Consider the following 13,621-nt stretch of genomic DNA (forward strand, 5'->3'; position numbering starts at 1 on the left):
CATGAATACGACGTTGATGTGGATTCTTATTGCCGTAGCCGTCATTGTGCTGCTGGCGATTGTGCTGGTAGCAGTAGGTAAAAAGCGCGGCGATGCCAAGAAAGTATCGTTCGAAAAGCCGGCCGAGGAAGCTCCCAAGGAGCTGACCCAGGAGCAAAAGTCTGGCAACTACCAGGCCAAGTCCGGGTTCAACTTTGCCCCCGCCGGCAGCGGCGCCAAGGAGCCAGAGAAGGTTCCCGCTCAGCCAGTCAAGCCGGCTGAGCCCACCAAGCCGGCTGAGCCCACCAAGCCGGCCGAGCCCACCAAGTCGGCCGAGCCAGCTAAGCCTGCTGAGCCTAAGGCTGAGAAGTCCGCACCCGCCGCTGGTGTTGCAACCGGCGCGGCCGCTGCCGGTACCGCTGCCGCAGGAGCTGCAGCTGCTGCTGCCACCAAGCCGGCGGAGTCTGAGCCTGCCAAGACTGAACCTGAAAAGGCCGAGCTGGTAGCAGATGAAAACCCGGTTGAACAGCCGGCCGTCGAAGAGCCGGCAGAAGAAGAACCGGTTGCTGAGGCGCCGCAGGAGGAAGCGGTCGCGGAAGAGCCGACGGTGGCTGCCGAAAGTACAGACGAAGTCTCGGCAGATGAAGCCCCGGAATCTCCAGCAGAAACTTCTGATGCCGAAGCTAAGGAAGCTGCGGAGGCTGAGGAAGCCGCGGCGGCAGCCGAAGCGCAGACGCAGGGCGCTGAGGCAGCGCTAGAGGCCGAGCCGGAGGAGCTTGAAGTCTCTGAGGACGCTGAGGTTGTCGAGGCGCCGGAGGCGACGGAACCTGATATTGCGCCGGCGGGTGGCCGTTTGGGGCGCCTGCGCGGCCGCCTGTCGCGCTCGCAGAATGCTATTGGACAGGGCCTGATGGGCATCTTGTCCGCGGGTGACCTCGACGAGGAAGCGTGGGAGGAAATCGAAGACACCCTCATCATGGCGGACCTGGGCACCAAGTCCACTATGAAGGTCACGGAGGCGCTGCGCGATAAGTTCGCAGAGCGCGGCGTCGCCAGTGAGGAAGAGGCCCGCGCGATGCTGCGCGAGTGCCTCATAGAGGCCGGCCACCCGGAGATGGACCGTTCCATCAAGGCCATGCCGAACGAGGGCAAGCCTGCTGTCATCATGGTCGTCGGCGTCAACGGCACCGGCAAGACCACCACCACGGGCAAGCTTGCGCGCGTGCTCGTCGCGATGGGCCACAAGGTGTTGTTGGGCGCCGCGGATACCTTCCGCGCAGCCGCAGCGGATCAGCTCGAAACCTGGGGTCGCCGCGTCGGCGCCAGCACGGTCCGCGGCAAGGAGGGCGCTGACCCGGCTTCCGTTGCTTTCGATGCCGTTGCAGCGGGCGTTGACCAAGGCGTAGACGTCGTCCTCGTCGACACCGCCGGCCGCCTGCACACTTCTGTTGACCTGATGGATCAGCTGGGCAAGGTCAAGCGCGTGGTGGAAAAGAAGACTGAGGTGGACGAGGTGCTGCTGGTTCTCGACGCCACCGTTGGCCAGAACGGCCTCACACAGGCCCGCATTTTCCGTGAGGTCGTCGACATCACGGGCGTGGTGCTGACCAAGCTCGATGGCACTGCCAAGGGCGGCATTGTCTTCCAGGTTCAGGAGGAGCTCGGCGTCCCAGTCAAGCTTGTTGGCCTGGGCGAGGGCGCCGATGACCTCGCGCCATTCGAGGTCGAGGGCTTCGTCGACGCCCTGCTCGGGGAGAAGTAGCCTCCTTTAGCCTCGCGTTTGCCGCCGTGGATTTCTTTCCGCGGCGGCTTTTTTTATGTATGGGGTGGTGCTTTCCGGAGCCGCCGCTAGAACGACGCTGGAAAGCGCTGCTTGGAGGTTGTTTTTCTTGCAAAATCGCCGCGCGAGTTGTCGCCTTGAGTACCGAAAAAATGTGCTTTGACGTGGGCCACAATGGTAGTGTGGGAACGTCGTATTTTATGCGCGCTCTAAGTAATAAATCTCTACACAATGGTTTGTGAGGCTAATTTTTCGTGACACTTATTTATGTTGTCCTCCTCGCAGCTTTGGCAGTGGTTCTTGCCCCAGTAACCGTCAAGGTTGCTGATCGCGCCGCCGGCTACCCCCTAGCCGGCATTTTTATTGTGGCGGCAGGTCTTCTTGCCAAAGAATTTGGAACTCTATCGGCGGGCGAAGAGCTGTCTTTCTCGCGCACGTGGGTCGGCGACGTCGTCGGCACCGGCATCGACGTCCACTTCGCTCTGCGCGGCGATGCCTTGGGCGTATTCTTCGCCATGCTGGCTTTGGTCATCGGCGCCGTAGTCTTTACCTACTCGGCCGCCTACCTGCCCAAGGGCAAAGGAAACACCAGCTTCTACCTGCTGATGACGGCATTCACCATGTCGATCCTGCTGCTGGCGCTGGCTAACGACGTTATCCTGCTCTTTTTTGCCTGGGAGCTGGTTTCCCTGGCCTCGTTTATGCTTATCGCGCGTTCGGGTAAGGCAGGCGAGAAGGGCTCGCAGCGCACGCTGATTTTGACCTTTATCGGTGGCCTTACCCTGTTGGCAGGCGTGGCCATCGCGGCGACGGCCGCGGGTACTACCAACCTGGAAAAGATTCTGGCCTCCGGTGTCTGGCACGAGCGCCCAGGCCTTACTGCCGCCGTGGCAGTTCTTATTGCTTGCTCTGCTTTTACCAAGGCCGCGCAGTTTCCGTTCCACTTCTGGCTGCCAGAGGCCATGGCCGCAGCAACGCCGGTCTCTGCCTTCCTGCACGCAGCCGCAGTGGTCAAGGCAGGCGTGTACCTGCTGATTCGTTTCTCCACCATCTTCCACGACGTGGCCGTGTGGAACTGGCTGCTCATCGTCGTCGGTATGGGCACCGCCGTTATGTCCGCGGTCTTTGCGGTGCAAAAGACTGACCTGAAGAAGCTGACCGCTTATTCCACCGTCTCGCACTTGGGCTGGATCGTGGCCACCATCGGCGTCGGCACGCCTTTTGCTATCGCCGCCGCCCTGGTACACACGCTGGCGCATGCACTGTTTAAGTCGTCCATCTTCATGCTCATCGGCGTGATTGATCACGAGGCCGGCTCGCGCGATATCCGCCGCCTCGGCGTGCTGTGGAACAAGATGCCATGGACCTTCGGCTCCATGGTTATCGGCGCGGCATCGATGGCCGCGGTTCCACCGCTTTTGGGCTTCGTCTCCAAGGAAGGCATGCTCACTGCCTTCGAAGACGCGCCCATCGGTGGGGCAGGGCAGCTGGTGCTGCTGATGGTTGCCGCAATCGGCGCCTTCTTTACCTTCACCTACTCCGCCAAGATCGTCTTCGGCGCCTTCTTCGACGGCCCGCGCAACATGTCCAAGGTCCACGAGGCGCCTGTTCGCCTCTGGCTGCCGGCAGCACTTCCGGGCTTTATGTCTTTGCCGCTGGTCTTCGTGTTGGGCAAGTTCGACAAGCCTTTGGACTTGATGGCAGGTTCCGTGGGAATGGAATCTCACGCCCACCTTTCCCTGTGGCACGGGGTGAACGTTCCACTGGTCATCTCCGTTGCGGTTCTCATCGCGGGCATCGCCGGTATCTTCATTCGCAAGCAGCTGTGGTCCGCATTCGAGGACACCAAGCTGGTTCCGCGCACCGGCAACCAGATTCTGCGTTCTGTCCAAAATGGCGCGGCCGCGATCGGCCGCTTTGTCGGCCGCATGTCCGATACCCATAATCCTTCACGCCTGATGCTGCCCATCGTCTTGCTGCTCATCATTCTGGCTGCGGCAGGCCTTATCAGCGAAGGCGTCGACGGCGTCGCTCTTGCACCACGCGTCGAAGGCCTGGATAACCCATGGGATCTTTTGCCGCTTTCCATCGTCGCGCTGTCCATGTTTGGCCTGGTGCGCACCCGCAACCGCCTGACGGGCGCGGTGATGATCGGCATCGCCGGCACGGGCGTGACCCTGCAGATGTTCCTGCTCGGCGCACCCGACGTCGCGCTGACCCAGTTCACCGTCGAGGCACTGTCTGTCATCGTGATGATGATGGTGCTGCGCTACCTGCCGGAGAAGTTCCACCCAGTGCAAGAGAAATCGCGTAAGACCGGCTCCATCGTGGTAGCTGTCCTCGCCGGCGTGGCCGCCTTCCTCGGTGTCTGGGGCCTGATGGGCCGCCATGAGCGTTCCGATCTTTCTCTGTGGTACCTGGACAACGCTCCGGATATCACCGGCGGCGACAACGTCGTGGCCACCATCATCGTGGAGTTCCGTGCACTCGATACCCTGGGCGAGCTTTCAGTTCTGGGCATGGCCGCCGTGGTGATTGCTTCTGTTACCTCCACGCTGCCGCGCTTCCCATTTACCTCCGGCACGCGCCCGGCTCCGTTCGGCCAGTCGCAGCTAAATTCGGTTCCGCTGCGTAAGGGCATTGCCATCGTTATTCCGATTTTGGTTGTCACCTCCGTCGTGGTCTTCTACCGCGGTCACCAGGCCTCGGGCGGCGGCTTCCCGGCCGCGCTGATTATGGGCGCAGCCATCGGCCTGACCTACCTGTCCCGCGGCTCTGATGAGATTGTCTTCGGCCGTATGACCCCGATTCACCTCACGGGCATCGGCATCATCGTGGCGCTGACTGCAGGCTTTATCGGTTACATCCCGCACCACGGCGAGCCGGGCGGCTTCCTGACCGCCATCCACGGCCACGCCTTGGGCCAGCACTGGACCACGTCGCTGATTTTCGACCTCGGTATTTATCTCGCGGTTCTGGGCATGCTGACCATGGCCATCAACGCCCTCGGCGGTTATCTGCGCCCGGGCACGGAGCGCGACTTCTTGCCATGGGTCCACGACGACGATTCCGCGTTGCCGTCGACTCCGCGCGTTGTGCTTGACGACGTCGATGATCCTTACCCCGAGCCCATCAACCCCTCGAGCAATCCGCTGGCTTTGCTCAACAAGTCTGAGGCTCGAACTAAGAAGGACTCGCCGCGCGTGGCACGCCAGAAAGGCGGGGAGAAATAATGATTCTTGCACTAACCATCGCACTGCTTATCGGTTCTGCGGTCTATCTCATCCAGCAGCGTGGCTTGGTCCACATCGTGCTGGGCATGATGGCCTTCGGTCACGGCGCTAACCTGACGCTGCTCGCTACGGGCGTGTACTCCTACCGCGGGGAATCTTTCCCCTCGCAGGTCGCACACGACCAGATGGCGGACCCGCTTCCGCAGGCCTTCGTGCTTACCGCCGTGGTCATTTCCATGGCGACCTCCACGATCTTGCTAACCATGGCGGCTATGGGCGCCAATGATGACACGGACATCGTGGAGCCGGTTGATGACAACACCATTGACCACGCGTTCTCAACGCTGGGTCGTGATTCCAAGAATCGAGAGATTTTGCAGCGTTCGGCCAACAAGATGGATCGCGTCAAGCAGTTGGATCACAGTGAGGAAGGGGAGAAGTAATGGCTGAACTCGTCAGTGCACTGTTGCCGCTATTCCCAGCGGTTCCCCTCGTGGCAGCGGCCTTGGCCCTAATGGCCCCGTGGCGCGGCGTGCGTGATTCCATCATGCTGATTATCCCGGGCATCGGAATCTTTGCTGGCTTCGCGCTCTTGCTCTATACCATGAACAACGGCGTGGTGGCCCACACCGTGGGCGGCTACCCAGGTAACGCGGGTATTGCTTTCGCGGCAGATACCTTCTCAGCGTTGATGATTGTCACGACGATGATCGTCGCATTCGGCGCCAACTGGTTTGCCATCGTGGGCGGCGAGACGAAGTCGCGCTACTACCCATCGTTGACGCTGATTCTCATCACCGGTGTCTGCGGCGCGCTGCTTACCGCAGACCTCTTCAACTTCTTCGTGTTCATCGAGGTCATGCTGCTGCCTTCTTATGGCCTCATCACGATGTCCGGTACCTGGTCGCGCCTCGCGGCCGGCCGTGCCTTCGTTCTGGTTAACCTCTTTGCCTCGACGCTGCTGGTCGTCGGCGTGGGCTATATCTACTCCGTTACCGGCGCGGTCAATCTCGCCGCACTAGAGGGCGCTGCGGCGGGCAATGGCCCAGTGACCGTGGCCTCGGGAATCGTAGTCATCGCCATCGCGGCGAAGGCCGGCGTCTTCCCCGTGCAGTCCTGGCTGCCGCGCACCTACCCAGGCACCTCGGCTGCCGTGATGGGCTTGTTCTCCGGCCTGCACACCAAGGTTGCGGTCTACATGCTCTACCGCCTGTGGGTCCACCTTTTCGACATGGACCAGCGCTGGGGCACGCTCATCATCGTGGTCATGATCATCTCGATGCTGATCGGCGCATTTGGTGGCTTGGCCGAAAACTCCATCCGCCGCGTGTTGGGCTATCAGATGCTCAACGGCATGCCTTTCATCTTGGTGATGATGGCCTTTACCACCCACGATCCGCAGCGAGCTCTCGCCGCCGGCATCTTGTACACCATCCACCACATGCTCACGGTGGGCTCGCTCATCCTGGCCTCTGGTGCCATCGAAGAGACCTACGGCACTGGCTTGCTATCAAAGCTTTCGGGCCTGGCACGCCGCGATCCGCTCATCGCCTGGATCTTCGCCGCCGGTGCCTTCTCTGTGGTGGGCTTCCCGCCATTTTCTGGCATGTGGGGCAAGGTCTTGATCGTCATCGAGATCGCCCGCACCGGTGGGGTATGGGCATGGATTGTCATCGCGGTCATCATCATCGCTTCCTTTGCCGCCTTCTTGTCCATGCTGCGCGTGTGGCGCGAGGTTTTCTGGGGCAAGGATCTGCCAAAGCAGAAGGTGCCGAAGGAACTGATCATCCGCAAGAAGCTGATGGCTCCTTCCGCGGCGCTGATCATGGGCTCGCTGACCATGTTCGTCCTGGCAGGCCCGTTCATGGATATCACCCTGCACGCGGCACAGGATCTGCTGGATACTCAGGCTTATACCGAAGCCGTGCTTGGCGACGCCCCCGTTGCCTTGCCAGACATCGACTCCATCCAGGGAGGTCGCTAAATGAAACTTTTCTTCCACTCCTGTGTCTATGGCCTATGGCTGATTAAGGAGATCTTCGTTGCCGGTTTCGGCCTGGCCATGGAGTCTTTCAAGCCGCATAATTCTTACCACCCAGTCATCGTGCGCTACCCGTTGCGCGTGACCGATGCGTGGGAGATCTTCTGGTTTACCTCGTCTATCACCGCAACCCCTGGCACTTTGTCGCTGGGCCTGCGCGAGCCGGTGGCAGAGGGGTTGCCGCGTATCGTGCTCGTCCAGGCGGTCATGGGCGATGACCCGGTAGAAATCATGGAGTCGCTCGCGGACATGGAGGAGCACTTGGCACCGCACGTGAAGGACATCGACTATGGCGTGCCAGGCCAGAGCGATACCAAGGACCTGGATCCGGCCTTCTACGAGTACCCACTCGAGACCCTCGGCCGCCACATGCGTGCGCCGGATATCGCGCAAGAAGAAGACACCCCGTTGCCAGCGGATGAGACGGAGAAGTATTCCGTCTGGCCGCTGCGTCCGGAAAGGAAAGGCGAATAATGGTAGATTTCGCGCACTTTAGCGCTTTCGAATGGGTCATTTTCGTCTGCATATTCGTGATGGGCGGTGCCCTGGCTTCGGCCTTGGTCTTGGCGCTGCGCTCCCGCGACGAGCTGACACGTACCGTCATGTCAGACATGGCCTTCTACGGCATGCTGTGCATGTACATCGCTTGGACCTTTGTCAATCACGCCTCGATTCTCTATGACATCGCCATGCTGGCAGCGATTGCAGCCGGCGTGCTGCCTACGTTGTCGATGGCGCGCATCATTTCGAAGGGACGTCGATAGCCATGGCGTGGTACGAAATCATCGCATCCATTCTCCTCATCGTGGCCACCTTGTTGGTGGTTGCTACCGCAATCGCGCTGTGGCGCGCCCCCGACGCGTTGACCCGAGTAAACCTCTTGGGCCCGACCGTCGGCCTTGCGGTGCCGCTGTTGCTCGTGGGAAAGCTCGTGGTGGACTTTGCTGAAAACGGCTTTGATCTGTGGTCGCTGGTGCGCGTTCTCATCGCATGCTTCGGCGTGTGGATCATCGGCTCCGTTGGCTCTTTCTACATGGGCCGCTCCATCTACGGCGTCACCGTCACGGACGTGAAGTATGCGCGCCGCATGCGGAAGCAGACCGACATGGTAGAAGCCAGTGAAGACGAGATTTAATTAGCGCCGCGGCGGCGCCGTTGACGCTAATATGATCACATTAGGCACATACTTTCAATCGGAGCCCAAGGAGTAGGACATGAAACTCATCACTGCTGTTGTAAAGCCTTTTACGCTGCCGGATATTCGCGAGGCATTGGAACAGCTTGAGGTTCATGGTCTCACCGTGACTGAGACGCAGGGCTTTGGTCAGCAGCGCGGACACAGCGAGGTCTACCGCGGTGCCGAGTACGCCACCGACTTCGTCCCGAAGGTCAAGCTGGAGGTCGTTGTTAATGACGCAGCGGTAGAAGAGACCATCAACGCTATCGTTGAGGCTGCCTACACCGGCAAGATCGGTGACGGCAAGCTGTGGGTAACCCCAGTCGAGGACGTCATCCGCGTGCGCACCGGCGAGCGCGGCGAGGCTGCTGTCTAAATGGACAAAGCCGCGCAGCTGCGCGCAGAAGCTTTCGATGCGGCAGAAGCATTGATTAAGACCCTGGAGCTGCCAGAGGGCACCGCCCTCGCAGCGACGGGGTCTTTTGCGCGCCGCGAGATGACAAAGTATTCCGATCTGGATCTGCTGTTGATTCATCCAGAGGGGATGGTGCTAGACGAGCAGGCGGTGGCCAACATTTGGTATCCCATCTGGCAGGCGGGGTATCACCTGGATTATGCCCTGCGTACCCCGGGCGAGTGCGCGGAGATAGCCGGCACGGATCCGGCGGCGGGTTTTGCGCAGCTGGATCTGTCTTTTGTGGCGGGTAGCAAGGCGCTTGTCGACGAAGCCCGCGCCAAGCTTCTATCCCAGTGGCGGGTGCTGCTGCAAAAGCATTTCGATTCTTTCGTCAGCACCGCAATTGCGCGCTGGCGGCGTTCGGGCACGTTGGCAACGATGGCGAATCCGGACATTAAAAACGGGCGGGGCGGCCTGCGCGATATCCAGTTCATTAGGGCCCTGGCCCTGGGCAATCTTGCCGACGCCCCGCGGCTGGATGCCGAGCGTGACCTGCTGCTCGATGTCCGCAGCCTTTTGCATATGCATGCCCATCGTCACCGCGACCTTTTGGACCCTGAATTCGCCGCGGAGATCGCTGACGAGCTGGGGTTTGCGGACCGTTACGAGCTTTCGGCCGCGGTGGTGCGCGCGGCGTCGACAGTCGATAGGGCGATGGAGCGCGCGCTTGCCACGGCCCGCGGCGTCGTGGGCAAAAGGCAACGGGACCGTTCGCGCAAGCCTTTGGACCTGGGCGTCGTCGATAGTGGCGGCTACGTGACGCTGGCGCGCAACGCCGACCTGCAAGACCCCGGGCTAGGGCTGCGCGTGGCGGCGGCGTCGGCGCGCACGAGCCGGCCCATAGAGCCGGGCGTGTGGAAGCTGCTGGCTAACGCGCCTGCGCTTCCGGAGTGTTGGAATACCGCGATAACCGACGCTTTCTTTACCATCTTGTCTTCGCCCACCGAAACGCCACGGCTCATTGAGGAGCTTGACGAGGTGGGACTGTGGGAGACTCTGGTGCCGGAGTGGGGGCACATCCGCGGGATGCTGCCGCGGGAGCGCAGCCACGCGCACACCGTGGATTATCACACCATGCTGACCGTGGCGCGCTGCGCGGAGGTGCGTACCACGGTCGCGCGTCCGGACTTGTTGTTGCTAGCGGCGCTGTACCACGACATCGGCAAGGGCTATGGCCGCCCGCATTCCGCCGTAGGCGCGGAAATGGTGACCAAGGCCGCGGCAAAAATGCGGCTGAGCCTTGCGGATCGTTCGCGTGTGCAGACGCTTGTGGCAGAGCACACAACCTTGGCCAAACTGGTCTCCCGCATGGACCCGGAATCGGACGCGGCCCGGGATAAGTTGCTGGCGGCGGTGCATTATGACCACCTGACGCTCTCGCTGTTGCTGGTCTTGGCACGCGCGGACGCTTTATCGACTGGCCCCAGCGTGTGGAATTCGCGCTTGGAGGCGGGCATTCGGGTGCTGTCTTCGCGTGCCTTTGTGCAGCTGGAGGCGCTTAGCCCTACGAAGCCGGCGGTGTATGCGGAAAAGGAGATTGCGCTCAAGGCGAACTATGAGGAACGCACCCTGACGGTTTCGTGGCGGGGCAAATATCAGCGCGAGGTCATCCGCCCGCTGGCGCTGATTGCGGCGTTGGGGTGGACCATCGAGTCCTCCCGCATGGGCAGGGTAAGTGACGCGCAAGGCGAGGGCTTTGCTGCTGAATTCGACGTGCGTACCGTGGCGGAGAGCTTCGATGCGGCGGCCGATGAGGCGCGTTTCATCCAGTCCTATAAATCTGGCGTGTACACCATGCTTCCGGAGATTGATGGCGCGCCCACAACGGCGATGTGGACGGGAAGCATCTTCGAGGTGCGCACGGGCGAGCGTACGGGTGTGCTTGGACATGTCATCGCCAAGCTTCCCGATTGCGAATGGATTACGAGCTACGTTCCGGGTGCAACGATGGTGCTGCACGCTAAACCGCTAGGCGATGTCGCGCGCGCGACATTGGTCAGGAATGTGACCGAAGCGCTAGTCAGCGGCTAAGCTGGGGGAGTTAAAAAATTACTCGAGATTGTTTAGGGAGCACTCACTCGTGTTTGAGTCACTGTCCGATCGCTTGCAAACTGCCTTGTCGGGCCTGCGTGGCAAGGGCAAGCTGACCGAGGCCGACATCAATGCCACCGCGCGCGAGATTCGCCTTGCGCTGCTGGAAGCTGACGTCTCGCTGACCGTAGTCCGCGCGTTCATCAAGCGTATTAAGGAGCGCGCTGCCGGTGCAGAGGTCTCTGAGGCGCTGAACCCGGCGCAGCAGGTTGTCAAGATTGTCAATGAAGAACTCGTTGACGTCCTGGGTGGCGAGACTCGCCGCCTGCAGCTGGCAAAGAACCCGCCTACGGTCATCATGTTGGCTGGTCTGCAGGGTGCTGGTAAGACCACTTTGGCCGGTAAGCTGTCCAAGCACCTGGCCAAGCAAGGCCATACACCGATGCTGGTCGCCTGTGACTTGCAGCGTCCGGGCGCGGTCCAGCAGCTGCAGATTGTTGGTGAGCGTGCGGAGGTGCAGGTCTTTGCTCCGGACCCAGGTACCTCCATCGACTCCAACGATCACGAGATGGGTACCTCCCACGGTGACCCAGTCGCCGTCGCCCAGGCCGGCATCGAGGAAGCTAAGCGGACCCAGCACGACATCGTGATTATCGATACCGCGGGCCGCCTCGGCATCGATGAGACCTTGATGACGCAGGCACGCAACATTCGCGATGCTGTGAACCCGGACGAGGTCCTCTTTGTCATCGATTCCATGATCGGTCAGGACGCGGTGCAGACCGCCGAGGCCTTCCGTGACGGCGTTGATTTCACCGGCGTCGTGCTGACCAAGCTCGATGGCGATGCCCGCGGTGGTGCGGCGCTGTCCATCCGTGAGGTCACCGGCAAGCCGATCATGTTTGCCTCCACCGGTGAGAAGCTCGAGGACTTTGACGTCTTCCACCCAGAGCGCATGGCTTCGCGCATCCTGGGCATGGGTGACCTTCTCTCGCTGATTGAGCAGGCTGAGGCCACCCTGGACCACCAGAAGGCAGAGGAAGCTGCCGCCAAGCTGGGCACCGGTGAGCTAACGCTCAACGACTTCTTGGACCAGATGCTGATGATCCGCCGCATGGGCCCGATTGGCAATCTGCTGAAAATGATGCCGGGCGGCAAGCAGATGAACAAGATGGCGGAAATGGTCGATGAGAAGCAGCTCGACCGCATCCAGGCCATCATCCGCGGTATGACCCCGCAAGAGCGTGAGAATCCGAAGATCCTTAACGCCTCGCGCCGTAAGCGTATTGCAAACGGTTCTGGCGTTTCCGTCTCCGAGGTCAACCAGCTCATCGAGCGCTTCAACGAGGCGAAGAAGATGATGTCCAAGATGGCCGGCCAGTTTGGCATGGGCCCGGGCATGGGGCGCTCTGCCACCAAGAAGAAGCGGAAGGGGCGCAAGGGCAAGAACGGCAAGCGCAAGGCCCCGAAGAACCGTCCAGGCGGCGGCATGCCAGGTATGCCAGGCGGTATGCCGGGAATGCCAGGCGGCATGCCTTCCATGGAGGAGCTGCAGAAGCTGCAGGAGCAGATGGGCGGCGGCGGAATGCCAGGCATGCCAGGGGGTATGCCTAAGATGCCGAAGGGCATGGAAAACATCGACTTGAACAACCTGGACTTTGGCCAGGGCAAGAAGTAGTCGGGCCTAGAAGAGGCGAGGGAACTCCTCGCCTCTTTTTCGCGTTTTGGAGGCGTGTTTTTCTACGGCTAAAGTTGTATTTATGAAGCCGACTCCAGCCGTTCGCCAAGTTCGCCACGACATCAACGCCAAGCCTTTCATCGCAATCTGGGAGGTGACGCGCGCGTGCCAGCTGGTGTGCCAGCATTGCCGTGCCGATGCGCAGCATGAGCCAGCGCCAGGGCAGCTGAGCACGCAGCAGGGCAAGGCGCTATTGGATTCAATCGCGAGCTATGAGAAGCCGCGTCCCATCGTGGTGCTCACAGGCGGCGACCCTTTTGAGCGTGGCGACCTCGAGGAGCTGACGGAGCACGGCACCTCGCTGGGGCTAAACATCTCCCTTTCGCCTTCGGTCACCCCGCGTCTTACTCGCGAGCGCCTAGAGGGCCTGCGGGCCGCGGGTGGCTCGGCGTTGTCGCTTTCGCTCGACGGCGCGACGGCCAAGACCCACGATTATTTTCGCGGCTTTTCCGGCATCTTTGACCAGACCATCGCAATGGCAGGGGTGGTCACGGACGTGGGCTACCGCCTGCAGATCAACTCCACGATCACCAAGAACAACGTTTATGAGGCGCCGCAGCTGCTCAAGCGCGTCATCGACATGGGAGCAAAGCTGTGGAGCGTGTTCTTCCTGGTGCCAACTGGTCGTGGAACGGGTCTCGAGGCGCTGACTCCGCACGAGCGCGAGGACGCTATGCACTGGCTGCACGATGTTTCGAATCGCGTGGCAATCAAGACCACTGAAGGCCCGCAGTATCGCCGCATCGTGCTGGAGGCACAGCAGGGCAAGGAATACGTCGGGGGAGAGCTCTACCGCTATCTCACCGAAGAGACCGAGCGGGTGCTCGGGCCTGCCGACGCCGCGCATACCCGCCGCCCGCGCCCGCCCATGGCGATTAACGCAGGCTCCGGCTTCGTGTTCATCGACCACCTCGGCGATGTTTATCCCAACGGCTTCCTGCCGATGCACTGCGGCAACGTCAAAGACACTCCGCTGCCCGAAATCTATGCCAATTCGCCTGTCTTTAAGAAGTTGCGCGACCCCGCCCAGTGGTCGGGCAAGTGCTCCGTGTGCGAGTACGCCACCGTCTGCGGCGGTTCCCGCTCGACCGCGTTCGCAATGACGGGTGATCCGCTAGCTTCCGACCCGACGTGCGCATACGTGCCCGCGGCGTGGGTCAAATAGCAGAAAGCGTGGTGCCAGAC

General features: G+C 61.3%; 11 protein-coding genes. All 11 read left to right on the forward strand.

Annotated features, from left to right (window positions below; all coding sequences use genetic code 11):
* Window position 1: 1 nt before the first annotated feature.
* Complete coding sequence (ftsY, locus tag HMPREF3169_RS10085) at window positions 2-1,741, forward strand: signal recognition particle-docking protein FtsY (RefSeq protein ID WP_070456378.1); 1,740 nt, start codon at window positions 2-4, stop codon at window positions 1,739-1,741.
* 272 nt (window positions 1,742-2,013) lie between these two features.
* The gene (locus HMPREF3169_RS10090; protein WP_070456380.1) at window positions 2,014-4,992 is read left to right on the forward strand and encodes a DUF4040 family protein; all 2,979 of its coding nucleotides are present in this window, start codon (window positions 2,014-2,016) and stop codon (window positions 4,990-4,992) included.
* On the forward strand, window positions 4,992-5,435 hold the full coding sequence (locus HMPREF3169_RS10095) for a cation:proton antiporter subunit C (protein ID WP_062038374.1): 444 nt from the start codon (window positions 4,992-4,994) through the stop codon (window positions 5,433-5,435). The genes HMPREF3169_RS10090 and HMPREF3169_RS10095 overlap by 1 nt, the downstream gene beginning before the upstream one ends.
* Window positions 5,435-6,976, forward strand: a complete 1,542-nt coding sequence (locus tag HMPREF3169_RS10100) for a monovalent cation/H+ antiporter subunit D family protein (protein WP_070456382.1) — start codon at window positions 5,435-5,437, stop codon at window positions 6,974-6,976. Before HMPREF3169_RS10095 ends, HMPREF3169_RS10100 begins: the two co-directional genes overlap by 1 nt.
* Window positions 6,977-7,507 (forward strand): monovalent cation/H+ antiporter subunit E, encoded by a 531-nt coding sequence (locus HMPREF3169_RS10105; protein WP_062038382.1) that lies wholly within the window; start codon window positions 6,977-6,979, stop codon window positions 7,505-7,507. It abuts the gene before it with no gap.
* Window positions 7,507-7,797: a cation:proton antiporter gene (locus HMPREF3169_RS10110; RefSeq protein ID WP_062038384.1), complete on the forward strand. Its 291-nt coding sequence runs from the start codon at window positions 7,507-7,509 to the stop codon at window positions 7,795-7,797. The genes HMPREF3169_RS10105 and HMPREF3169_RS10110 overlap by 1 nt, the downstream gene beginning before the upstream one ends.
* A gap of 2 nt (window positions 7,798-7,799) precedes the next feature.
* Complete coding sequence (locus tag HMPREF3169_RS10115; protein ID WP_061923276.1) at window positions 7,800-8,168, forward strand: Na+/H+ antiporter subunit G; 369 nt, start codon at window positions 7,800-7,802, stop codon at window positions 8,166-8,168.
* A gap of 79 nt (window positions 8,169-8,247) precedes the next feature.
* Complete coding sequence (locus tag HMPREF3169_RS10120; RefSeq protein WP_062038390.1) at window positions 8,248-8,586, forward strand: P-II family nitrogen regulator; 339 nt, start codon at window positions 8,248-8,250, stop codon at window positions 8,584-8,586.
* Window positions 8,587-10,698 (forward strand): [protein-PII] uridylyltransferase, encoded by a 2,112-nt coding sequence (locus HMPREF3169_RS10125; RefSeq protein WP_070456384.1) that lies wholly within the window; start codon window positions 8,587-8,589, stop codon window positions 10,696-10,698.
* Between the two features lie 49 nt (window positions 10,699-10,747).
* Complete coding sequence (gene ffh, locus HMPREF3169_RS10130; protein ID WP_070456386.1) at window positions 10,748-12,376, forward strand: signal recognition particle protein; 1,629 nt, start codon at window positions 10,748-10,750, stop codon at window positions 12,374-12,376.
* An 82-nt stretch (window positions 12,377-12,458) separates the two neighbouring features.
* Complete coding sequence (locus tag HMPREF3169_RS10135; protein WP_070456387.1) at window positions 12,459-13,601, forward strand: TIGR04053 family radical SAM/SPASM domain-containing protein; 1,143 nt, start codon at window positions 12,459-12,461, stop codon at window positions 13,599-13,601.
* Window positions 13,602-13,621: the final 20 nt, after the last annotated feature.

It is taken from the genome of Corynebacterium sp. HMSC08C04, from assembly GCF_001807495.1.
Lineage (GTDB): Bacteria > Actinomycetota > Actinomycetes > Mycobacteriales > Mycobacteriaceae > Corynebacterium > Corynebacterium simulans.

Bases quoted from the DNA above. Each gene is read 5' to 3' on its own strand.
- HMPREF3169_RS10115 (WP_061923276.1), top strand. From the start codon at position 7,800: ATGGCGTGGTACGAAATCATCGCATCCATTCTCCTCATCGTGGCCACC.
- HMPREF3169_RS10095 (WP_062038374.1), top strand. From the start codon at position 4,992: ATGATTCTTGCACTAACCATCGCACTGCTTATCGGTTCTGCGGTCTAT.
- ftsY (WP_070456378.1), top strand. From the start codon at position 2: ATGAATACGACGTTGATGTGGATTCTTATTGCCGTAGCCGTCATTGTG.
- HMPREF3169_RS10100 (WP_070456382.1), top strand. From the start codon at position 5,435: ATGGCTGAACTCGTCAGTGCACTGTTGCCGCTATTCCCAGCGGTTCCC.
- HMPREF3169_RS10135 (WP_070456387.1), top strand. From the start codon at position 12,459: ATGAAGCCGACTCCAGCCGTTCGCCAAGTTCGCCACGACATCAACGCC.
- HMPREF3169_RS10125 (WP_070456384.1), top strand. From the start codon at position 8,587: ATGGACAAAGCCGCGCAGCTGCGCGCAGAAGCTTTCGATGCGGCAGAA.
- HMPREF3169_RS10110 (WP_062038384.1), top strand. From the start codon at position 7,507: ATGGTAGATTTCGCGCACTTTAGCGCTTTCGAATGGGTCATTTTCGTC.
- HMPREF3169_RS10105 (WP_062038382.1), top strand. From the start codon at position 6,977: ATGAAACTTTTCTTCCACTCCTGTGTCTATGGCCTATGGCTGATTAAG.
- HMPREF3169_RS10120 (WP_062038390.1), top strand. From the start codon at position 8,248: ATGAAACTCATCACTGCTGTTGTAAAGCCTTTTACGCTGCCGGATATT.